Origin of the sequence: Synechococcus sp. H55.11, from assembly GCF_047462475.1 — a bacterium.
In the GTDB taxonomy this organism is placed as follows: domain Bacteria; phylum Cyanobacteriota; class Cyanobacteriia; order Thermostichales; family Thermostichaceae; genus Thermostichus.
The window spans coordinates 1-20,552 of the sequence record NZ_JANSJI010000181.1; the positions used below are offsets into that span (position 1 = coordinate 1).

Consider the following 20,552-nt stretch of genomic DNA (forward strand, 5'->3'; position numbering starts at 1 on the left):
TTGAGCGGCAGAAAGGGTAGTCCTCAATCCAGGTAAGCGCTCAGCTCCTGCTCCAAGGTGGGCAGTTGCACCTCTCCCCGCTCCAGCTCCTCCAGGTCTTGCAGTTGTCTACGCAGGCGGGCAATCCGCTCCCGTAGATACTCTTTGATGCCCTTGGCCCCCAGGCTGAGGCAACTGCGGCAGATCTCGCCATAGATTTGGCCCCGGTCGTTGTAGACCACCGCCAGCAGCACCTGCTGCCCCTTTTTCTTGATCGGGGTGGCCCATCCGCCGCAGATGATGCAGGGCACGCGGCCATTGCCCCCGTAAATGCTGCGTTCCCAGACAACTCTCACGCTCGGCCTCACTGCAACTGTCGCCCACCAGCATAAGAACCCAGGGGGATCCCTTGCCACCCTAGATCACTTGCCAACTCCCCTCTCCCTCTGGGAGAGGGGCCGGGGGTGAGGGCGGGATCCCTACCCTCTAAGCGTTGGGCTGGCTGGGCCGGGAGCGATCGATGGTGCGGTAGGTGAGGCTGGCCGCCACCTCTAGGGCTTTGGCAGCGTCGCGGAAATAAAATCCCAGCTCCTCATCCTTTTCGGTGCGGTTGGGTTTATTGAACTTGGCCTTGAACTGCACATTGCAATACATGGCCAACCCCACCAGAACCTCTGACAGGCCGTGCTGGTTGATCAGCCGTTCCACATCCGTGAGCAGGCTTTTGATTAGGGCGTCGGCTACCGGTTCTGGCAAACTGTCCAGGTCGTGCATGGGGTTTCCTCATCCAACGAGATCAAGCGAGCTAGAGGGTTTGAAGGCGGCATAGCAGCAAGTCAAGGGCAAGTTGGCAAGCCGTTGCCATCGAATTCGCATGGGCTTCCCAAAAACAGGCGGGTAGATTTGCTGCCGCCATAATAGTCTAGAAGCCGATAAACAAAGCCCAGGACATGGGAGCTGGGGAATCGCAGGTTATGTCGCAGCTTTACGACTGTGTCATTGTCGGTGCTGGCCCCGCCGGCGGCTCTGCTGCCTACCATCTGGCCAAGCGGGGGCGCTCGGTGCTGGTCTTGGAAAAAGATCCCTTGCCCCGCTACAAACCCTGTGGGGGCGGGGTCTCTCCCATGGTGGCAGCTTGGTTCGACTTCGACTTCAGCCCCGCCATTTCCCTGAAGATCCGGCAAATTCGCTACACCTGGCGCGGCGGGGATCCGGTGGTGGCCGACCTGGATCTGCAAGAACCCGTTTGGATGGTGCGGCGGGATGTTTTCGACCACTACTTGATTCAGCAGGCGCAAAAGCAAGGGGCAGCGCTCCAGGCAACATGCCCCGTCTCCGGCCTCGAGTGGCAAAGCGACCGCTGGCAAGTGATGACAAGCACCGGCCCCGTCTGGGGTCGGTATGTGATCGCAGCCGATGGGGCAAAAGGCTCGATGGCCAAGTGGCTGGGCTTTCAAGAACGCCGCCGTCGTCTAGCCGCCGCCCTGGAAGCAGAGGTGCCCGTTGGGCAACCGCAAACTGCAGCCGCCCATTTCGACTTCGGCGCCGTGAGCAATGGCTACCTTTGGAACTTCCCCAAGGCCGATGGCTACTCGATCGGGGCCGGCACCTTTCGCGGTGGAGAAAAACAAAACCTGCGGGAAATTGCCGCCCAATATGCCCAAAGCTTCGGCGTAGACTTGAAATCGGTCAAGCAGTTCGGCCATCCCATCTGCCTCTGGGATGAAGAGCAACCGCTCCACAGCCAAAATGCCCTCTTGGTGGGGGATGCCGCCTGCGTCGTCGATCCGTTTACCGCCGAGGGGATCCGCCCTTCCCTCCTCACCGGCATGTTGGCGGCAGAGGCCATCGACCAAGCCCTGGCGGGGAACACAGAGGCTCTGGCGAACTACTCGGCCCGCGTGCAACAGGAATGGGGCTCAGAGATGCGCTGGGCTAAACGGATTGCGGCCTTGTTCTACCGCTTTCCAGGCGTGGGCTACAAGGTGGGCGTCAAACGACCGGGAGCCACTCGGCGTATGGGCCAGATCCTGGCCGGTGAACTGCGCTACAGCGATGTGGCCAGCTCGGCCATTCGCAAGTTAAGCGGCGGCCTGCTCACCTAGGCCTGGCACCGATAGACTTGAGCTAGATCGTCGAAGCGCTTGCCGATCAACAGGCAGTTGCGCCCATCCGCCTGACGAGTATAGCTCAGGCGGGTGGAGAGAGCCTTCATCAGCCAAATGCCGCGTCCCCCCTCGGATTCGGGATCGGGGTTGGCCACCAGGTGCCGGAAAGCTCCCTCCAGGTCAAACTCCTGCCCCTGATCCCAAATGCGCAACTCCAGCTCTTGCGGCATCAGGATCAGCTCAATATCAATGGGCGTACTGGGAGGCAGGGCGCGGTGGGCGTGGCGAACGGCGTTGGTAAACCCCTCCGCCAAAACCAACTGACATTCCGTCCAAATGGGATCCGGGATGCCGGCATTTCGAAAAGATTCAAACCAGGTTAAAACTTGGCCAAGAGCGTCGAGAGTTGTCTCAACCCTCAGCGCAAATGTCTGCTTCTCACCCGAAGGGATCCCTGCTGCGTTCAAAACCGAACCCCAACGATAGGGATTGAACCTGAAGCCATTTGGCCCTACCAGATTCTAGACCAAAGCCCTGCCAGAATATGTCATCCCCCATTTTGGGGGGGGAAGCTAGGGAGCGATGATCAAATCCACACGGCGGTTCCGCTGCCGTCCGGCTTCTGTGTCGTTATCGGCCACCGGCAAGGTAGGGCCAAAGCCAGAGGTTGTCCAACTGATGGGATGGCCTTCCGGCAAGAGTTTCATCAAATAGTCTTTAACCGCGTTGGCGCGGCGCAGGGAAAGAGCCAGGTTGTAGTTTAGGGATCCAATGTTGTCGGTGTGACCGTTCACTTGAACGCGGGCGCCGGGCATGGCTTCCAAGGATTTCGCCACCTGGGCCAGCAGCGAGGTCGCCTCAGGTCGAATCTCGGCCTTGTCAAAATCGAACAGCAAATCCCCCGGCAGGCTGATGGTTTGGGTTCCCACCTGAAAAGAGGTGGGAGTCGGCGTTGGGGTCGGGGCGGGAACGCTGGCTTCCCCTGGAGCGATCTCGGCGGCGGTGGAAGATTCCCTGACGGGCTCAGGGGCTGTTTGAGAACGCAGCCGCTGCAGCCGCGACTCCAGTTCCTCAATTTTTATCAAGAGCTGGATCACCTGCTGGCGGATTTCCCGAATCTCCGTTTCCAGATCTGTGGGGCTCGCCTGACGTTCCTCTGGATCTGCATTTGGATCTGCATTGGCCGTTGGGCTGGCCAGCGGCGGATTGGCCTGGGGTGGGGCCAGGGTGGGCAAGATCGCTGGTGTAGGCGGAGCCGGTTGACCGGCAGAGAGGTTGGTCTCCGGTTGGGGCTGAGGTTGAGCCTGCTGGGGAAGCTCCATCCCCAGCCAGATCCCGCTGCTGACCAAGAGGATCCCACTGAGGAAATTGAGAGCAACCGTTGAGCGCTGGGACGAGCGAGGCATCCTGGGCAAACCTCCGGCTAAATGGACGCAGGCAAGGAGTGGGAACTCCACTCAACTCTAGAAAGCGATCCTAGCCGGCGACCGGAGCTCGCCGAGGGGATTCTCGGTCGGTCAAGCTGCCACTTCCCGCCATCGTTCAAAGGGCTAATCAAAACTAAGGCGGCCTCGATACCGCCCTATGATGGCCAATCCGTTGGCGGGATCCGCCAGATCCGCCACAAAGGGAGGAAAACGGGGATTGTCGCTGATCACCTTCACCTGGGATCCGGGCAGGCGCTGCAGTCGTTTGACCAACAGATCCCCATCCATCTGAAAGACATAAATGCCTTCACAGCTCAGATCCCCACCCTCCTGCCGCTCCACAAAGATCCAGTCGCCATCCTCCAAGGTGGGAGCCATGCTATCCCCCTGCACCCGAATCAGGCTCAGCTTGGCAGGGTTTCCCTTCAAATGGGCCCGCAGCCAGTTTCGCTCGAAAGCCATCACCGCGGCGATCGCTTCTTCCCGCACCAACACCCCCGCTCCCGCAGAGACGGCCACATCGACAAAAGGTACATACACATACTCTGCCTTCGAGTCGGAATCCAAGCGTGGGGATCCCTCCCCTGTGATCAGCCAATTGAGGCTGACTTGGCCCACCTGGGCAATTTTCACCGCCTTGTCAATGCCGGGCACGGAACCCTTCAGGTAGCTGCGCAAGGCCGTATCGCTAATGCCGGCCCGTCGCCCAAACGCATAAATGGCCTCGTCGCCGATCACCTGTCGTAAGCGGTCTGCAAAAGAGGAGCTCGAGAAGATGGACATCGGCTTAGCGCTACAGATTGTGTATAAGCAGATTTTCACCACTATATCTTGACAAGTCAACAGCCGGTACAGCCGATTGGGGGACAATCTCCCACCTGAGCTGACCAAGGGAATCGCAACTCTCAAATGCTGTCGGTAGGCTGGCAGGAGAACTGCGCTGGCGTTAGTGTGGTTTTGGAGCCTGCTCACGGCAGGCGAGAGCCGAGCTGGCCCAGCGTTGGATAGCCAAAAAGTTCGGTTCAGATATTGCTTCTGGGTTGACTTCAAGCTGTTCTGCCTTAATCTCCATGACTTCCTCTGACCTCAAGCGCTGGCTGGATAACTTCCTGATTGCCATTGTCTTTCTGGTGTTCGCCGGGTTTGTCTGGTTTGTCTTTTCGGTGACGGGGGCTTTTGTCGGGATCCCACTGGGCTACAAGCTTTGGGTGCGGCTGTGGCTGCCTTTGTTTCAGCCGGCTTTGGGGATCCTGATGGCCGGAGCGGTGGTGAGCGGAGTGTGGGCTTGGCTGGAAAAACGCCGCTCCCGGCAATCGTGATCATCACCAGAACTGATGATTAGAATGAAGATTCGAGGGCGCAGGGGAATCCCAGACTGGCTCTATACTGAAAACGTATCTAAATGTTGAGCAACTGAGGCGGTCTGAGGTTGTGTTTGTTCTGTCCGGCTACGAGTATCTGCTGGTTTTCCTGATCGTCTGCGCTCTGCTGCCGATTTTAGCGCTGGGGGCCTCTGCGCTCTTGGCTCCCAAGCGGCGGGGATCCCTACGCCGCAGCACCTATGAGTCGGGCATGGAGCCGTTTGGGCAAGCCTGGATCCAGTTCAACATCCGTTACTACATGTTTGCTTTGGTCTTCGTCATTTTCGACGTAGAGACCGTATTCCTCTATCCCTGGGCGGTGGCGTTTCACCGCTTGGGGTTGCTGGCCTTTGTGGAGGCCCTGATTTTCATCGCCATCCTTGTGGTGGGTCTTGTGTACGCCTGGAGAAAAGGAGCATTGGAATGGTCATGACGTCTGAGAAACCGCAGGTTCTGTTTCCAGGGGCCGCCCCCCAGGTTACCACCGACCTCTCCAACAATGTCGTTCTGACGACGGTGAACGACCTGTACAACTGGGCCAAGATGTCCAGCCTCTGGCCCCTGCTCTATGGCACCGCCTGCTGCTTCATCGAGTTTGCCGCCATGCTGGGATCCCGCTTTGATTTCGACCGCTTTGGCCTGTTGCCCCGGTCTTCACCGCGCACGGCTGATTTGATCATCACGGCGGGCACGGTCACTATGAAAATGGCCCCGGCGCTGGTCAAGCTCTACCAGCAAATGGCTGAGCCGAAGTACGTGATCGCCATGGGGGCCTGCACCATCAGTGGCGGCATGTTTAGCTCCGATTCCTACACGGCAGTGCGAGGGGTGGACAAGCTAATCCCCGTGGACGTGTACATTCCCGGCTGCCCGCCGCGCCCGGAGGCGATCATGGATGCCATTGTCAAGCTGCGCAAGAAGATCGCCGCTGAAGACATGCGGGAGCGGGGCCGCCTGCAACAAACTCACCGCTACTACACGGTCAAGCACAACCTCAAGCCGGTGCCGGAGATCATCACTGGCAAGTATCTGGAGAGCGAGACCCGCCAAGCTCCTCCGCCGGAACTGGCGGCTGCCATCGGCTTGCCGGTGCCGCCGGCCTTGCAGACTGCCGACTTCAAGCAGGCGGAACAGCAGCTCAAAGCTTTGCGGGGAGGGATGTAAGATGGCAGAGGACAAGGCTCAGGAAAGGCAAGCGGAACCGTTAGCGACGTTGGAGCGCGGCCCGGTCTCCCAGTTTCTGGCCGACAACGGTTTTGACCACCAGTACCTGGGGAAAGATGCGGCGGGGGTGGAGCTGTTGGAGGTGGAGCGGGATTTTCTCCTGCCTGTGTGCACCGCCCTCTATGCCTATGGCTTCAACTATTTGCAGTGCCAGTGTGGGTACGACTTGGGGGCAGGTCAGCCACTGGTCAGCCTCTACCATCTGATCAAGCTATCGGATGGGGCAGACCGCCCGCAAGAGGTGCGGCTACAGGTGAAGTTGCCTCGCCAGGATCCGCGGCTGCCTTCCGTGTATTGGATCTGGAAGTCGGCGGATTGGCAGGAACGAGAAACCTACGACATGTATGGCATTGTTTTTGAGGGACACCCGAACTTGAAGCGGATCTTGATGCCGGAAGACTGGATTGGTTGGCCGCTGCGCAAAGACTACATCACGCCTGACTTTTATGAGCTGCAGGATGCCTACTGATCGGGGATCCCCACTCGCTGAGCAGCGTTAACAGGATGGGTTGAGATGTGGCCTTTTTTGCTCTTGGCAATTTATGCAGGTGGAGTCTGGTACTCGGCCCGCAAAGCGGATCGCGTCTATTCGGGATCCGGAAAGTGGCTGGTATCGGCTCTCTGGCCGCTGCTGTTGGTCTCGAACCGTCAGTTTCGCCAAAATTGGCGTCGCCCTCTGAGCAAGTGAGTCTGGATCTTTGGAACCCCCACCTGTGATCGTTCCTGAGCAGCCCCGGCGCGACCTGAGTTTGCCTTGGTTGTTACCTCGGTCCACACAGAGGTTGCAGGAGTTGATCGGCAGCCGCATTCGCGCTCAGGGGCCGGTGACCTTTGCCCAGTTTATGGAGTGGGCTCTCTACGAGCCGGGGCTGGGCTATTACGAGCGGGGATCCCCGGTTGGCACCGACTACCTGACCTCTCCTCACCTGGCGGCGGATTTTGCCCAACTGTTGGCGGAGCAGATCCGCCAGTTCTGGAATATTTTGGGATCCCCTTCTGTCTTCAGGGTGATCGAGATGGGGGCGGGCAGCGGCCGTTTGGCCCAGGATTGGCTGACCTACGTGCGCTCTGCTCACCCCCTTTTTTGGCAGGTGCTGGAATATGGGATCCTGGAGCGTTCTGCCCATCTGCGTCGGCTACAGCAGGAGCGACTGGCCCCTTTTGGGGAAAAGGTGCGCTGGCTGGATTGGGATGAGATCCCGGATGACTCGGTCATCGGCTGTTTTTTCTCGAACGAGCTGGTGGATGCTTTTCCGGTACATCGGGTGCAGGTGCAAGAGGGAGCGTTGCGGGAAATTTACGTCGCTTGTGGCGATGCTGCCGCAGCCGACTTCCGGGAGGTGCTGGGGGATCTGTCCACTCCTGAGCTGGGAGAGTATTTTGCCCGTCTGGGGATCCCCATAGAAACCTATCCGTCCGGTTACCAAACCGAGGTGAACTTGAAAGCCCTGGAGTGGTTGCAGCTCCTGGCCCGCAAGCTGCGGCGGGGCTACGTGCTGACTGTCGATTACGGCCACACCGCCCAGCGCTACTATAGCCCCCAGCGCGCTCAAGGCACGCTCCTGGCCTACCGACGGCACGGCAGCTACACGGATCCCTATGTTCAGGTGGGATCCCAGGATCTCACGGCCCATGTGGACTTTACGACCCTAGAGCAGGTGGGAGAATCGCTGGGGCTGAAGTATTTGGGGTTCACCCGGCAGAGCAGCTTTTTGGTGAACCTGGGGTTAACCGAGCGGCTGGCCGCTCTCAGCCAAATTGAGGATCCGCTTGACGGCGAAGCTGTGGATGTGGGCCAGGTGTTGCAGCGACGATACGCTCTTCACGCCCTCCTGGATCCGATGGGGTTGGGGAGCTTTGGGGTGTTGGTGCAGGCCAAGGGTCTGACCAGCTCAGAATATGCTCATCCTCTGCAGGGCTTTGGCGGGCCGGAGCTGGGGCTGAGGCCATGAGCCTTACTTTTTGAATTGCTTGTTGGCGGCCACTCTCACTATAGGTAGGACTGGAAATCCCCCTACCTTAGTGGGGGAAGGGAAGCCCTTGAAACAACTTTAGTCGCTCATCCCAAGTTGAAATAGCCATAACCTATGGATCTCATTCTGCGTCGGGCCAATTTGCCGGATGGCCGCAAGGGGGTTGATATCGGCATTGAAGGGGGCCGCATTGTTGCTCTGGAAAACAACTTACAAGCCACTGCCCTGCAGGAAATCGATGTGAGTGGCCGCTTGGTGTCGCCCCCCTTTGTGGATGCCCACTTTCACCTGGATGCCACCCTCACCTACGGGATCCCGCGCGTCAACCAATCGGGCACCTTGCTAGAAGGGATCGCCCTTTGGGGGGAGTTGAAGCCGCTGCTGACGCCAGAGGCAGTGATAGAGAGGGCCTTGACCTATTGCGACTGGGCGGTGGCGCGCGGGATCCTGGCCATCCGTGCCCATGTGGACGTGTGCGATCCCAACCTGTTGGCGGTGCGGGCCTTGCTGGAGGTCAAGCAAAAAGTGTCCCCCTACCTGGATTTGCAACTGGTGGCCTTTCCCCAAGATGGCTACTACCGCTCGCCGGGGGCGGTGCAGCTCTTGGAGAAGGCTCTGGATTGGGGGGTAGAGGTGGTGGGTGGGATCCCCCACTTTGAGCGGACGATGGCCGAAGGGGCAGCTTCGGTGCGGGCCCTGTGCGAGATTGCGGCGGCGCGGGGTCTGCGGGTGGATCTGCACTGCGACGAGACAGACGATCCCCTCTCCCGCCACGTGGAAACCTTGGCCTACGAGACGCAGCGGCTGGGCTTGCAGGGGCGGGTGGCCGCCTCCCACCTCACCTCAATGCACTCAATGGACAACGCCTACGTGAGCAAACTCATTTCCCTGATGGCCGAGGCAGAGCTGGGGGTGATCGCCAACCCGCTGGTGAACCTGGTGCTGCAGGGCCGCCACGATACCTATCCCAAGCGGCGGGGGCTGACGCGGGTGCCGGAGCTGATGGCCGCCGGGCTGACAGTAGCTTTTGGCCAGGACTGCGTGATGGATCCCTGGTATCCCCTGGGCAGCGGCAACATGCTGGAGGTGGCCCACATGGGGATCCACGCTGCCCAATTGACCGGCTATGAGCAGATGCGCCAGTGCTTCTTGGCCGTTACGGAAAACCCGGCCCGCATTCTGGGGTTAGAAGGCTACGGACTAGAACCCGGCTGCTATGCCGATTTGGTGGTGCTCCAGGCTGCCGATGCCGTCGAAGCCATTCGCCTGAAACCGGCTTGCCTGTACGTTTTCCGTCGGGGACGGCTGATCGCCCAAACCCCGCCGGTGGTTGCCCAGCTCCATTTGCCCGGGCGCCCGGCCCAGGTGGACTTCACCCGCCAACTCTTCTAGGGATCAACTGGATGTCAACGGCGCACGGTGCCGCTGAAGCCGCTGGCCTTGAATTGCTCCAGGGTCAAGGGCAGCGGGCTGGTCACGGGCACGGAGATGCGAATGGAGAAGGGGCTTTCGCCGGGGGGAACCTCTTCGATGGCTCCCACGCGGGTGCGCTCCGGCAGAACCTCATTGCCGTTGGCATCGTAAAGGCGACCGAAGACATCCGCATTGACCAAGGTGTTTTTGGAGCGGTTCACCACCGTCCCTTCAATGAACATGCACCTGGCCGGTATGGGGTTGCCGTTGCTGGTGACCAGGTTGGTGTATTCGGGGGTATCCGGGCAGGGGGTGATGTGCAGATCTTTCAATTGTAGGGGGATGGCGCCAAAGCCCAGCAAGAGGGCCGCCAAAGCCGCCCAGCCCAGGCTCCAGCAGAGGGAGCGAAGCCCCTTCTTCCAAACTTGGCTCATGTTTTTCCTCCAAGGCCCATCTCCCTTAGTCTAGGGGATCCCCCGCCGGGTAAAACCCCTCTTCGGTTTGGATCCCGTCCAGGCGTTGATCCCAGGGATCCTGAGGCAGAGGCTGCCGCAGCAGGCAAGCCTGCGGGACAATGCCCCACTTGGGCACACCGGGATCCGGCAGCGAGGCCAAAAAGCGGTCGTAATAGCCGCCGCCATAGCCCAAACGCCTCCCCCAGCGGTCGCAGGCCAGGGCGGGCACGAGGATCAACTCGGCTTCGGCAGGGTCGATAACCTCACTGGTGGGAGAGGGCTCCGGCAGCCCCCAGCGGTTGGGAACAAGCTCGGCTGGGTGGTAGCGGTGCCATCCCAACTGCCGCTGCGGCAAGCAACGAGGGATCCCCCAGCGCTTTTCAGGGAAAAGGGCGAACAGGGATCCCAGATCCACCTCGGAGCCGAAGGCCACGTAGGCCAAGATGGTTCTGGCCGCCAAAAGCTGGGGGTGAGAGGCCAGATGAGCCACTATTTTCTGCTCGATCAGGGAGCGTTCCAGCCCCTGCCGCACTTGGCGGAAGTGCTGGCGCAGGCGAGCTTTTTCTGCGCTAGGAGCTTCAGGGGGAAAATTGGGCTCCACAGACGGAGACAGGTTTGTTACCCAGAAGGGAGTTGCCGCAGCGCCCTGCAATCTCACCGCCTTGACTTTCCCCACCCCCAGTCAAGCTTAGGTGTGGATGTCCAGAGTCTACTGGATGGCCAGGAGCTCCACTTCAAAATCAAGGGTGGCGTTGGGTGGGATCACGCCGCCGGCGCCGCGGCTGCCGTAGGCCAACTCCGGCGGAATGCGCAAGTACCGCTTGCCACCCACCCGCATGGTGGCCAGACCTTCCTCCCAGCCGCGGATCACCTGCCCTACTCCGTAGGTGAAGATGAAAGGTTGATTGCGCTTATAGGAGCTATCGAAGACGGTGCCATCCTGCAGCTTGCCCACATAGTTCACCACCACCGTTTGCCCCGGTTGAGGTGAAGGCCCACTGCCTTGAGCGATGTCGTAGTATTGCAGGCCCGACTCGGTGGTGATGAAGTCTTTGGCTGGGGATTGGATGCCCACCACGGGGTTGTCTTTGGCCCGCGACAGAGCCACGGCCGGCTGTCCACCCCACATCCCGATCCACAGCAAACCCAGCAACAGCAGCAGCATCCGTTTCATCTGTTGGCGTCTCCCCTCGCCGACTTTTTGCTTCCCCTTCCTTCAACGATCTTAGGGGATCCCTTCATCCTTTTATTTCGGCAAATTCGATGATCTGCCCTTGATGATCGCGCACCCAGAAGACAAAAGGCTTTTCGGAGCGGACGCTGTTGCGGATCCCTTGCTTGTTGATCCGCTTCAGGAGCGCTTTGAGGGCTTCCCGTTCATAGGTGGTGTGGCGATAGCGGACGCCGCCAGTGCGACCGGCTGCCGCCCCGTAGGCAGGCACAGAGGAGGGCCTGGAGGGACTGCCGTAGGGATCCGTGGAGCCGAGGATCACGTGCAATTGCACATTGTCGGAGAGCTGATACCAGAGGCCAGGGGTATCCGGTTGTGTCGATCCAGAAGTGGGACGGGTTCTGGTATCGAAGTGAGAGCTGAGGCCAATATCTCCCGGAAAATAGGGCGATCCCAGGCTGGAGCTGACCATGCTTTGCTCATAGCCGTAGTAGTACTGCAGCGGCAGCTCCGCCTCCGGCAGCTTCAAAACCTTTTCGTAGAAGCCCCTTGCCTGCTCCAGATCGGGCACGATGATGGTGTACACCCGGGGAGCGCCACTTAAAAATGTCCACATGGCCCCGCCATAGGCCGATAGCAACAAAAACATCAGCCCCTTCGTGGAGAGCAGAACCTCCAGGGGGATCAGCGGCAGCATCAGTCCAAGGGGGGTTGGCATTGGCACTCGTCTATTTGCGGGTGGCTCTGTAGTCCAGTATAGGATCCCTAGGCTGATGAAGCTTGCCCTGTTTGCCCCTACCCCGCGCGGTCGCCGCTTGGCCCAGCCTTTGCTGTCGCTGCTGCCGGAGGAGTGGATCTGCTGGAGCAAGGCCAACCCCCAGCGAGAGCCGCTGCCACCCCCCTGGCAAGCCTATGGGGATCCCCTGGCGGCAGCGGTGGCCCAGAGCTGGCCGCAGGTGCAGGGCTGTATCTTTGTCTTGCCAGTTGGGTCGGTGGTGCGGCTCATTGCCCCCCTCTTGCAAGACAAATACCGGGATCCGGCGGTGGTGGTGGTGGACGAAGCTGGGCGCTGGGCCATTAGCCTCTGTGGCGGCCATGTGGGAGGAGCTGAGGCGCTGGCGCGGCGGGTGGCGGCTGCCTTGGGAGCCGAGCCCATCCTCACCTCTGCCTCGGAAGGGCTGGGGATCCCGCCTTTGGATTTGCTGGGGGATCCCTACGGTTGGCAGCGGGGCGCCGGCGATTGGAACGGGGTGGCAGCCGCTCTGGCGCGGGGAGAGCCGGTGGCCGTTGAGCAAACCTGTGGCACGCAGCTCTGGCGGCGAGCCTGGCCAGCGGATCATTCTCTTTTCCTCACCGCTCCCGACCAAGCAGTGGCCCAGATCCGGATCAGCGAATCTACAACTTCTCTGGACAAGCTCCCCACCGTTCACTGGCATCCACGGGTGCTGTGGGTGGGTGTGGGCTGCGAGCGGGGCACCAGCCGCGCCTGGCTGGAGGGATCCCTGCGCCGCCTGCTGCAGGCCCAGGGGCTGGCCTTCGAGGCCGTTGCCGGCTTGGCCACCCTGGAGTTGAAACGGGATGAGGCGGGACTGCTGGAGTTGGCCCAGGCCCACGGTTGGCCCATCCAGTTCTTCTCTGCCGCGGCCCTGGCGGGGATCCCAGTTCCCCACCCTTCGGAGGCGGTGCGGCAGGCCGTGGGCACCCCTTCGGTGGCGGAGGCGGCTGCCCTCTTGGCCGCCCAGCGCATGTCGGGGGATGAGGATCCAGCCCAGGGGAGAGCCACCCTTCTCTGCCCCAAGCAGGTCTTTGCCTCAGAAAGCGAGGGAGCTTGTACCCTGGCCATTGCCCGCGCTGCTCAGGAGTATTCCCCTCGCGCCGGGCACCTGTGGCTGATTGGCACCGGCCCCGGGGATCCCGCCCAATTGACCTTGGCCGCCCGCCTGGCCCTGGCCCAAGCCGACGTGGTGATCGGCTACCAGCTCTACCTGGACTTGGTGGCGCCCCTCTTACACCCGGGCCAGATTTGCGAAGCCTTTTCCATCACCCAGGAGGTGCAGCGGGCGCAGCGGGCCATTGCCCTGGCCCAGCAGGGGCTGCAGGTGGCGGTGATCTCTTCGGGAGATGCGGGGATCTACGGCATGGCCGGGCTGGTGCTGGAGTACTTGGCCCGCAGCAGCTGGGATGGGATCCGCCCCTCTCTGGAGGTGCTGCCGGGGATCTCCGCCCTTCAGGCTGCTGCCGCCCGCCTGGGAGCCCCTCTCATGCAGGATTTTTGCGCCATTTCCCTCTCGGATCGGCTCACCCCTTGGCCGGCCATCGAGCAACGCCTGCAGGCGGCTGCCCAGGCCGACTTTGTGGTGGCTCTGTACAATCCCCGCTCGCGGCAGCGGTTGGATCCCTTCCTCAAAGCCCTGCAGATCTTTTTGGCCGCCCGCCCCGCCCACACCCCGGTGGCGGTGGCCCGCAACCTCTATCGTTCCGGCGAGGTCATCCACCTCACCACGCTGGGGGAGTTGGATCCTGAGCAGGTGGATATGTTTACCCTGGTCTTGATCGGCAACTCGCAGACCTTTCGCTACGGCAGCCGGCTGATCACCCCCCGCGGCTACCGCCTGAGCGCCTCTCCTGAGTAGGTGGGGGGATCCCAGGCGGTGACGTGCCCGAGGTGGGGGTCCCGGCCATGGGGGCTGTGGCAATCGAAGCCATCCGCGCCATCGTCATCCACGAGAAGAGTAGGATCCCCCGTTACCTTGTTTGGCTGGTTGACCGACCGACTCCAACCCCATCAGGTCACCACCGGATCCTACAGGCTGATCCTGCTGGCCTGTGGTCTGTTAGAGTACTGTTGCCGCTAGAGGGGATCGTGGCGGAATGGTAGACGCTACGGACTTAAAATCCGTTGTTCCTCAAGAACGTGAGGGTTCGAGTCCCTCCGATCCCATCTTGAATGCGAGGCTTGCAGAACTCTCGTAAATTCGAAAAAAGGCATTTTTCCACCATCAATTGAGCTCTGTCTGTTCCAGCACCTTGAGCAAGTCCGGGATCCGCACCCAGGCATCTTCTCGATCCAAATCGGGGCTGGCCAGAAGGGCCACCAAAGCTGGATCGCAGACCGGCGCCAGCAAAGGGAAATAATTGAGCCCTGCCACCTGGGCGATGATCCAAAAGTAGGGGAGCACCGCGTTGCGGGGCAGGATCTCGATGACGGTGGCGCCGGGTTGACAAAAGGCGAGGTTGGTCAGGCCCGCCCCATGGATCCCGATCACCGCCTCGGCCCCTTGCATCAGCGCTACTTGCTCCGCTAGAGAAAGGGTTTCCAGTTGCACCGATACAAATCCCCAGGGGCGCAAAGCCGCCAGCACCTCCGCTTCGTTGATCACCCGCCGCCAGCGGGCAGCACGACGGCTGATGTAGATCCGCCGCGGCAGCAAGGGAGCGCTGGACAAGCTCGGCCGGGCCAGTTGCCGCAGCACCGCCAATCCCCTGGGCGTCAAGCACCCCGCCGGAGCCCCTGCTGAGGGCACGATCAGGTTCTGCGCTTGCAGATGGGATCCCCCCACCTGCTCGAAGCTGAGGATGGGCTCGGCTGCGATCCCCAAAGCGGCCAAGCTCTGCACCTGAAAGGGTTTTCTTTGATACCCGTGGATCAAGATGGGGATGTCTTTTCCGAGGGCGCCCGACCGCTGCAGGACATCAAGGGCAGGCAAAACATCCACCATCCAGTGAAAGTAATTGACCGCTCCCAACGGCAAGAGGGCGACAGAGCCGTCCAGTGGGATCGGCGGCGGCAGGTGGGGTAAGCTCAAGATGGGGTGGTGTTCCAGGTGATCCGGCCCCCAGTCCCAGTCGAGAAACTCCGGTGGCGGCAAGCTGAGGGAGACATCGGCCAGCAATTCTCCCCGGCGGGTGAGCACCGCACTGGCAAAGCTGGCGTAGAGGTGGCGGGGATAGTGGCCCACATGGACGGATCCGCGGGGGATCTGGGCCACAAAAGTCTCGGCCAGGGGGATCCGCTGCGGGCGCAGCTTTTGCCCAATGGCCGGATCAGCTACAGGGGGCGCTTGCAGACAGAGCACCTCCCCTGGATCCAGTGCTTGGTAGTCCCCTTCGCCTGTGGCCTGATGCCACTGCCGGGTGGTGAGGTAGCCTTGGGCTGGCAGCGGCCAGGAGTCGGTTACAAGGGGGCTGGCCTGGGCAACAGAGCCTGCCGGAGCCCAGCGCCGTCGCCAAGCCGAATCCAGGTCCTGGGGAATCCCCTCTCCCCTGCCTGCCTGCTCCAGTCCAGACCGCAGCGGGCTTTCTCTGCCGCTGCCTTCGCACCACGCCTGCAGCCACTCCCGCTCCGCCGCCACCGCCTGCCGGAACTTTTCCCAGGCAGCCTGCGGGTCATCCAGCCGCACCTGGGCCTCTGCCCAGTAGCTGTAGAGCTCTGCCGTCTTCGTGCCCCGCGCTTCCGCCTCCCGGAAACACCGCACCGCCTGCGCCGGATCCCCTTGATCCAGCCAGGCCAAGCCCATCTGCACCCAGGGATCCCCCCACTCCGGCCGCAGCCGCACGGCTTGCTCCAAGGCCGAGGTGGCCTCCTGGAACCGGCCCAACTTGAGCAGCGCCAGGCCCCAGCGCCAAGAACTTTCTGCCGCTGCTGGATCCCACCGGCAAGCCCGCTCATACCACTCCGCTGCCGCGCTCCACAGCCGGCTGCGCTCTTGGGTTAGGCCAACGCGATGGGCGGCCAGCGCCGCCAGATCGGGAGGAAGGGATCCCTGCTCCACAAGCTGTCGGTACAAAGCCGCCGCCTGCGGCCAATGGCCTTTTTCCCATAGCCCCTCTGCCAGCTCCTGCAGCTCCCTTGCCCACCCACGCACAGCCTCGGCTTCGGCTACACCTCCGGCTGTCTGCATTGCCAAGCCCTCTTGCCACACAAGCTGCGCCTCCAGCTCCCGCCCCAGCAGCAGATAGGCAGCTCCCAGCCCCCAATACAGCTCTGAGGAGGGGGATCCCTGCTGGAGCTGCTGCTGCAAAGCTTGGACAAGGCACTCGTAACGCCCCTGTTGCCAGTCTTCAAGGCTGGAGACGGAAAACAACGGATGTGAGGGCAGAGCCGGGTCGGGAGCCATGTCTATGTGGATGAGAAACAGTGTTACAAACTGCAACAACCCCCCCACTCTGGGCACATCCCCCTAGTATTCTAGGCTTGGCTTCTCCCTCCGGCATCAATCCTTCTCGGCTCAGGGAGAGACATCGGTTCGAGCGTGGGTCGGCCTCTTCACCCCAAAGGCTATGGCCCGCTGCGCGATGGGAGGGCACCGTCCTCAGCCTTTGTCGGCCATTTTTTCGATAAAACGGAGTTTAAGAGATCGATGGGTATCAACGTATCCGCTGGCACCGTCGTTTCCAGCCCCCGTCTGTACCAAACCGTGCCCGTATCGACCATCTCCCAGGCAGAACAGCAGGATCGCTATCTGGGACGCACCGAGTTGGATCGCCTGGAGGACTTTTTCTCCAGCGGCCTGAAGCGCCTGGACATTGCCCAAGTGATCGCGGCCAACTCCGAAATCATCGTCAGCCGGGCGGCCAACCGCATCTTCACGGGGGGCTCGCCCATGGCCTATCTGGAGCGGCCAGAAGTCACTCAGGACGAGAAGGAAGCCTTTAAGTTGGGCACCGCCTTTTACGTGGAGTCCACCGGCGGCTTCCTCGAGGCCATCCGCAACCTCTTCAGCGCCAGCGGCGTGGAGATTCCCCCCAACTTCCGCCCCATTAACATCTCCCGCTACGGCGCCGCCAACATGCGCAAGTCCCTGCGGGATCTGAGCTGGTTCTTGCGCTACGTCACCTACGCTCTTGTGGCCGGGGATCCCAGCATCATTGCCGTCAACACCCGTGGCCTGCGGGAGATCATCGAAAACGCCTGCTCCGCCGAGGCCACCATCGTCGCCATTCAAGAAATGAAGCGGGCCGCCGCTGGCTACTTCCGCAAAGATGCCGAGGCGGTGGCCATCATCAACCAATATTTCGATGTCTTGCTGAGCGAGTTCATCGCTCCTTCCCCCTCCGATAAGCTGCGGCAGCGCAACGCCAGCACCGCCGATGGCCTGCCCCTGCAGGGGCTACAGCTCCCCCAGATTTACAACTTGGCGGCGGAAAAAGTGCCCGTTTTTGCCATGAAGCCGGGGCTGTCCAACGCCGAGAAAGAAGACGTGATCAAAGCCGCCTACCGGCAGGTGTTCGAGCGAGACATCCGCCGTGCCTACGGCCTCAAGCTTTCCGACCTGGAATCGAAGGTGAAAAACGGCGAGATCTCCATGAAGGAGTTCATCCGCCGCCTGGGCAAATCCGAACTGTACCGCAAGCAGTTTTACGAGCCCTACATCAACAGCCGCGTCGTGGAGCTGGCCTTCCGCCACTTCCTAGGACGGGCCCCAGAAACCCGCGAGGAAGTGCAGACCTACTTCTCCATCATCTCCAGCAAGGGTCTGGCCGGCCTGGTGGATGCGCTGGTGGATAGCCGCGAGTACGGCGACTACTTCGGCGAGGAGACGGTGCCCTACCTGCGCAAGCTAGGGGTGGAAGCCCAAACCAGCGCCAACTGGGGGGCCAAGTTTGATCTTTACAACTACGCTGCCCCCCGCCGCAAGGTGCCCCAGTTCATCACCCTCTTTGCCCGCTACAATCGCCCTTTGCCGGATCAGCATGCCTATGGCGTCGGCAACGACCCGCTGGAGATCCAATTTGGCGCCATCTTCCCCAAGGAGACCCGTTCCCTCAACGCCAGCCCCGCCCCCTTCAACAAGGATGTCAAGCGCATCCTCATCCGGCGCGGCTTTGCCCTCACCAACGAGCGCACCAATCCCAGGGCGGCAGGGGATCCGGGCAGCTTGGGGCCCAAGGTTTTCAAGCTCACCCAAACCCCTGGGGATCGCAGTCGGCGGTTGGGGGCACGGGCGGGGATTGTTGGCAGCGAGGGATCCACACAAGCGGTGATCCGCGCCTGCTACCAGCAGCTATATGGCTATGTGCCCTACGAAGGCCAACGGCTAACCCGCTGGGAGATCAAGCTGGAGTCGGGCGAGATCAGCGTCAAAGAGTTTGTGCGCCAACTGGCCAAATCGGATCTCTTTCGCAACAAGTACTGGTCCAGCTTGTATGTTTGCAAAGCCATCGAGTTTATCCACCGCAAGCTGCTGGGCCGGCCCACCTACGGGCGGCAGGAGATCAACCGTCTGTTCGACATTGCCTCCAAGCAAGGGTTCTACGCGGTGGTGGATGCCATCCTCGACAGCGAGGAGTACCAGCGGGCCTTCGGAGAAGACATTGTGCCCTACGAGCGCTACCTCACCCCCGGCGGCCTGGCGTTGCGGCGGATGCGCCCCGGATCCAGCGATATGGCGGCGCTCAAGCCCATTCGCACCGATGAGGATATCCCCCTCTTTGTCAAGTTGGGCCAGCCGCAGGATATGCCCTCCGGCGAGCTGGAGATCCAGCGGCGGGCCCAGCAGGGAGTGCCCAAGGTGCGCCAGGAGGTTCCCATCTTCAAGCTCACCAGCCTGGCCAACAAAGCCGAGGTGAACAACCTCATCCGCGCCGCCTACCGGCAGGTCTTTGAGCGAGATATGGACATTTACAACATCAGTGCCGAGCTCAGCTCCGCCGAGTCCAGGCTGCGCAACGGCGAGATCACCGTCAAGGAGTTCATCGAGGCGCTGGGGTGTTCAGAACTGTACCGCTCTGAGTTCTACGCTCCCTATCCCAACACCAAGGTGATCGAGTTGGGCACCAAGCACTTCCTGGGCCGCGCGCCCCTGAACCAGCAGGAGATCCGCAAGTACAACCAGATCCTGGCCACCCAGGGTTTGAAGGCCTTTGTGCGCGCCTTGCTGAATACCCAAGAGTACCGGGATCTCTTCGGGGAAGATACAGTGCCCTACCGCCGCTTCCCCACCTTGCCGGCGGCCAACTTCCCCAACACCCAAGAGCTGTATGGCCGCCTCACTAAGCAAAACCGCGAGCTGGTGGTGCCCAGTTTCAGCCCTGTTGGCAGCAACGATCGCAGCTAGATTAACTCCCCTCTCCCCTTGTGGGAGAGGGGCTGGGGGTGAGGGAACGGGCTGCGTAGCCCAAGTGCTGCAGGGCGGCGGGGGTAACCACCCGCCCACGGGGTGTGCGCTGCAGATAGCCGATCTGCAACAGGTAGGGCTCGTAGACTTCTTCGATGGTTTGGGGATCCTCACCCGTCACGGCGGCCATCGTCTCCAGGCCCACGGGCCCGCCCGCAAACTGCTCCACCAGGATCGTCAGGAGCTTACGATCTGTCCAATCCAGCCCCATAGGATCCACCTGGAACAACTCCAGGGCCGCGGCTGCCGCTTCTCGGCTGATGTGGCCATCTCCTCGCACCTGGGCATAATCGCGCACCCGCTTGAACAAGCGATTGGCAATACGCGGCGTGCCCCGAGAACGGCGGGCGATCTCTGTCGCCCCTTCTGGATCGATGGAAGTGTTCAGGAGACGGGCAGTGCGCAACACGATTTCCACCAGCTCGTGGGGCTCATAAAAGCGCAGCCGTTGCACATGGCCAAAGCGATCCCGCAGCGGCGAGGTGAGGGCGCCGATGCGAGTGGTGGCCCCGATGAGGGTGAAGCGCTCCAAGGGCAGAGAGGTGATGCGGGCCGAGCGACCCTTGCCGATGGTGATATCGAGGCGAAAATCTTCCATGGCCGGGTAGAGCAATTCTTCCGTCACTTTGGGCAGGCGATGGATCTCGTCGATAAACAGCACATCCCCCCGCTTCAGGCGCACCAGGTAGCCGGCAATGTCGCGGGGGCTCTCCAGCGCCGGGGCTGTGGTCATGTAGAAGTGGGATCCCATTTCTGCCGCCAGCACCGCAGCCACCGTGGTTTTGCCGAGGCCGGGCGGGCCATAGAACAATAGGTGATCCAAAGGCTCACCGCGGGCCCGGGCCGCCGCAATGGCAATGGAAAGCACTTCCTTAAGCTCCGTCTGGCCGATGTACTCGGCTAGGGTGCGCGGGCGCAGGGATTCTTCCTGAGCCTCGCCAGGCTGAGCCTGTGGCTGCAACAGCTCATCGGCTTGCCGGCCCCGGTTCTGGGAGCGGAACTCCATCCCTTCTCTGCAAGCAGAACTCTTTTGCTGCTGCCCGGGATCCTCAGCCCCCACAGCCCGAGAAGAAATGATCGCCATATCCTTTACCTGCAGATGCAATAGCCCTACTCTAACTGGAAAAAACTGGGGGAAAGATCCTGGTAAACCGTTTGCCGATTTTGGTCTCCCACCTGGGTAGAAAGATTGGAGGGGGCAGTAGAAGAAAAAAATCCCCCGGCATCTGCCAGGGGACTCAAGAAGGACTAGTCTACTCGGTCAAGAGTGGATTAGCCACGGATGGCCGGCGCCACTTCCACCGCCGCCAAATCCAGCGGGAAG

21 protein-coding genes and 1 tRNA gene are annotated in these 20,552 nt (G+C 61.3%); 11 read left to right on the forward strand and 11 right to left on the reverse strand.

What is annotated here, in order from left to right; translation table 11 throughout:
* Positions 1-23: 23 nt before the first annotated feature.
* Together NW853_RS07440 and NW853_RS07445 are read right to left on the reverse strand one after the other, a co-directional pair.
* Positions 24-335, reverse strand: a complete 312-nt coding sequence (locus NW853_RS07440; RefSeq protein WP_414348711.1) for a hypothetical protein — start codon at positions 333-335, stop codon at positions 24-26.
* A 130-nt stretch (positions 336-465) separates the two neighbouring features.
* Positions 466-753, reverse strand: coding sequence for a hypothetical protein (locus NW853_RS07445; RefSeq protein ID WP_414334549.1), 288 nt, complete (start codon positions 751-753; stop codon positions 466-468).
* 200 nt (positions 754-953) lie between these two features.
* Between NW853_RS07445 and NW853_RS07450 the strand changes: the two genes are divergently transcribed.
* Positions 954-2,084: a geranylgeranyl reductase family protein gene (locus tag NW853_RS07450; protein ID WP_414334551.1), complete on the forward strand. Its 1,131-nt coding sequence runs from the start codon at positions 954-956 to the stop codon at positions 2,082-2,084.
* Here the strand turns inward: NW853_RS07450 and NW853_RS07455 are convergent.
* The 3 genes from NW853_RS07455 to NW853_RS07465 all read right to left on the reverse strand — a co-directional run bounded on the left by NW853_RS07455 (position 2,081) and on the right by NW853_RS07465 (position 4,297).
* A complete protein-coding gene (locus NW853_RS07455; protein ID WP_414348714.1) occupies positions 2,081-2,554 on the reverse strand; it encodes an ATP-binding protein in 474 nt (157 codons plus the stop codon). The genes NW853_RS07450 and NW853_RS07455 overlap by 4 nt on opposite strands.
* Before the next feature lie 105 nt (positions 2,555-2,659).
* Positions 2,660-3,493, reverse strand: coding sequence for an OmpA family protein (locus NW853_RS07460; protein ID WP_414334555.1), 834 nt, complete (start codon positions 3,491-3,493; stop codon positions 2,660-2,662).
* Positions 3,494-3,637: 144 nt separating this feature from the next.
* Positions 3,638-4,297, reverse strand: a complete 660-nt coding sequence (locus tag NW853_RS07465) for a LexA family transcriptional regulator (protein WP_414334557.1) — start codon at positions 4,295-4,297, stop codon at positions 3,638-3,640.
* A 287-nt stretch (positions 4,298-4,584) separates the two neighbouring features.
* Here NW853_RS07465 and NW853_RS07470 point away from each other — a divergent pair, with 287 nt between their 5' ends.
* From NW853_RS07470 to NW853_RS07500, 7 genes are all read left to right on the forward strand, one after another.
* Positions 4,585-4,833 (forward strand): hypothetical protein, encoded by a 249-nt coding sequence (locus NW853_RS07470; protein ID WP_414334559.1) that lies wholly within the window; start codon positions 4,585-4,587, stop codon positions 4,831-4,833.
* 112 nt (positions 4,834-4,945) lie between these two features.
* Entirely contained in the window at positions 4,946-5,308 is a 363-nt protein-coding gene (ndhC, locus tag NW853_RS07475; protein WP_414334560.1) for a photosynthetic/respiratory NAD(P)H-quinone oxidoreductase subunit C, read from the forward strand.
* Positions 5,299-6,039, forward strand: coding sequence for an NADH dehydrogenase subunit K (locus NW853_RS07480; RefSeq protein ID WP_414334561.1), 741 nt, complete (start codon positions 5,299-5,301; stop codon positions 6,037-6,039). Before ndhC ends, NW853_RS07480 begins: the two co-directional genes overlap by 10 nt.
* A 1-nt stretch (position 6,040) precedes the next feature.
* The gene (locus NW853_RS07485) at positions 6,041-6,568 is read left to right on the forward strand and encodes an NAD(P)H-quinone oxidoreductase subunit J (protein ID WP_414334563.1); all 528 of its coding nucleotides are present in this window, start codon (positions 6,041-6,043) and stop codon (positions 6,566-6,568) included.
* A 45-nt stretch (positions 6,569-6,613) separates the two neighbouring features.
* The gene (locus NW853_RS07490; RefSeq protein WP_414334564.1) at positions 6,614-6,787 is read left to right on the forward strand and encodes a hypothetical protein; all 174 of its coding nucleotides are present in this window, start codon (positions 6,614-6,616) and stop codon (positions 6,785-6,787) included.
* 94 nt (positions 6,788-6,881) lie between these two features.
* Positions 6,882-8,051, forward strand: coding sequence for a class I SAM-dependent methyltransferase (locus NW853_RS07495; protein WP_414334566.1), 1,170 nt, complete (start codon positions 6,882-6,884; stop codon positions 8,049-8,051).
* A 135-nt stretch (positions 8,052-8,186) separates the two neighbouring features.
* Positions 8,187-9,464 carry an amidohydrolase family protein gene (locus NW853_RS07500; protein WP_414338817.1) on the forward strand — a complete coding sequence of 426 codons (1,278 nt, stop codon included), beginning with the start codon at positions 8,187-8,189 and terminating at the stop codon, positions 9,462-9,464.
* 14 nt (positions 9,465-9,478) lie between these two features.
* On the opposite strand, the gene NW853_RS07505 is transcribed toward NW853_RS07500, so the two are convergent.
* The 4 genes from NW853_RS07505 to NW853_RS07520 all read right to left on the reverse strand — a co-directional run bounded on the left by NW853_RS07505 (position 9,479) and on the right by NW853_RS07520 (position 11,829).
* Positions 9,479-9,919, reverse strand: coding sequence for an FxLYD domain-containing protein (locus NW853_RS07505; protein WP_414334570.1), 441 nt, complete (start codon positions 9,917-9,919; stop codon positions 9,479-9,481).
* Positions 9,920-9,944: 25 nt separating this feature from the next.
* Complete coding sequence (locus tag NW853_RS07510; protein ID WP_414348717.1) at positions 9,945-10,598, reverse strand: 5-formyltetrahydrofolate cyclo-ligase; 654 nt, start codon at positions 10,596-10,598, stop codon at positions 9,945-9,947.
* A gap of 51 nt (positions 10,599-10,649) precedes the next feature.
* Positions 10,650-11,114 carry an FKBP-type peptidyl-prolyl cis-trans isomerase gene (locus NW853_RS07515; protein WP_414334574.1) on the reverse strand — a complete coding sequence of 155 codons (465 nt, stop codon included), beginning with the start codon at positions 11,112-11,114 and terminating at the stop codon, positions 10,650-10,652.
* A 64-nt stretch (positions 11,115-11,178) separates the two neighbouring features.
* Positions 11,179-11,829: a hypothetical protein gene (locus NW853_RS07520; protein WP_414348719.1), complete on the reverse strand. Its 651-nt coding sequence runs from the start codon at positions 11,827-11,829 to the stop codon at positions 11,179-11,181.
* Between the two features lie 55 nt (positions 11,830-11,884).
* Between NW853_RS07520 and cobJ the strand changes: the two genes are divergently transcribed.
* Complete coding sequence (gene cobJ, locus NW853_RS07525; protein ID WP_414334578.1) at positions 11,885-13,744, forward strand: precorrin-3B C(17)-methyltransferase; 1,860 nt, start codon at positions 11,885-11,887, stop codon at positions 13,742-13,744.
* Positions 13,745-13,968: 224 nt separating this feature from the next.
* Positions 13,969-14,052 (forward strand) — tRNA-Leu (locus tag NW853_RS07530).
* 58 nt (positions 14,053-14,110) lie between these two features.
* Here the strand turns inward: NW853_RS07530 and NW853_RS07535 are convergent.
* Complete coding sequence (locus tag NW853_RS07535; RefSeq protein WP_414334580.1) at positions 14,111-16,264, reverse strand: glycosyltransferase 61 family protein; 2,154 nt, start codon at positions 16,262-16,264, stop codon at positions 14,111-14,113.
* 207 nt (positions 16,265-16,471) lie between these two features.
* On the opposite strand from NW853_RS07535, the gene NW853_RS07540 reads away from it, so the two are divergent.
* A complete protein-coding gene (locus tag NW853_RS07540) occupies positions 16,472-19,168 on the forward strand; it encodes a phycobilisome rod-core linker polypeptide (RefSeq protein ID WP_414334581.1) in 2,697 nt (898 codons plus the stop codon).
* A gap of 1 nt (position 19,169) precedes the next feature.
* Here NW853_RS07540 and ruvB read toward each other — a convergent pair whose 3' ends face one another.
* Positions 19,170-20,312, reverse strand: a complete 1,143-nt coding sequence (ruvB, locus tag NW853_RS07545) for a Holliday junction branch migration DNA helicase RuvB (protein ID WP_414334583.1) — start codon at positions 20,310-20,312, stop codon at positions 19,170-19,172.
* Positions 20,313-20,552 lie beyond the last annotated feature (240 nt).

Coding starts and splice junctions, on each gene's coding strand:
- NW853_RS07445 (WP_414334549.1), bottom strand. CDS start 753: ATGCACGACCTGGACAGTTTGCCAGAACCGGTAGCCGACGCCCTAATC.
- NW853_RS07450 (WP_414334551.1), top strand. CDS start 954: ATGTCGCAGCTTTACGACTGTGTCATTGTCGGTGCTGGCCCCGCCGGC.
- NW853_RS07460 (WP_414334555.1), bottom strand. CDS start 3,493: ATGCCTCGCTCGTCCCAGCGCTCAACGGTTGCTCTCAATTTCCTCAGT.
- NW853_RS07465 (WP_414334557.1), bottom strand. CDS start 4,297: ATGTCCATCTTCTCGAGCTCCTCTTTTGCAGACCGCTTACGACAGGTG.
- NW853_RS07470 (WP_414334559.1), top strand. CDS start 4,585: ATGACTTCCTCTGACCTCAAGCGCTGGCTGGATAACTTCCTGATTGCC.
- NW853_RS07480 (WP_414334561.1), top strand. CDS start 5,299: ATGGTCATGACGTCTGAGAAACCGCAGGTTCTGTTTCCAGGGGCCGCC.
- NW853_RS07485 (WP_414334563.1), top strand. CDS start 6,041: ATGGCAGAGGACAAGGCTCAGGAAAGGCAAGCGGAACCGTTAGCGACG.
- NW853_RS07490 (WP_414334564.1), top strand. CDS start 6,614: ATGTGGCCTTTTTTGCTCTTGGCAATTTATGCAGGTGGAGTCTGGTAC.
- NW853_RS07500 (WP_414338817.1), top strand. CDS start 8,187: ATGGATCTCATTCTGCGTCGGGCCAATTTGCCGGATGGCCGCAAGGGG.
- NW853_RS07505 (WP_414334570.1), bottom strand. CDS start 9,919: ATGAGCCAAGTTTGGAAGAAGGGGCTTCGCTCCCTCTGCTGGAGCCTG.
- NW853_RS07515 (WP_414334574.1), bottom strand. CDS start 11,114: ATGAAACGGATGCTGCTGCTGTTGCTGGGTTTGCTGTGGATCGGGATG.
- NW853_RS07520 (WP_414348719.1), bottom strand. CDS start 11,829: ATGCCAACCCCCCTTGGACTGATGCTGCCGCTGATCCCCCTGGAGGTT.
- cobJ (WP_414334578.1), top strand. CDS start 11,885: ATGAAGCTTGCCCTGTTTGCCCCTACCCCGCGCGGTCGCCGCTTGGCC.
- NW853_RS07540 (WP_414334581.1), top strand. CDS start 16,472: ATGGGTATCAACGTATCCGCTGGCACCGTCGTTTCCAGCCCCCGTCTG.
- ruvB (WP_414334583.1), bottom strand. CDS start 20,312: ATGGCGATCATTTCTTCTCGGGCTGTGGGGGCTGAGGATCCCGGGCAG.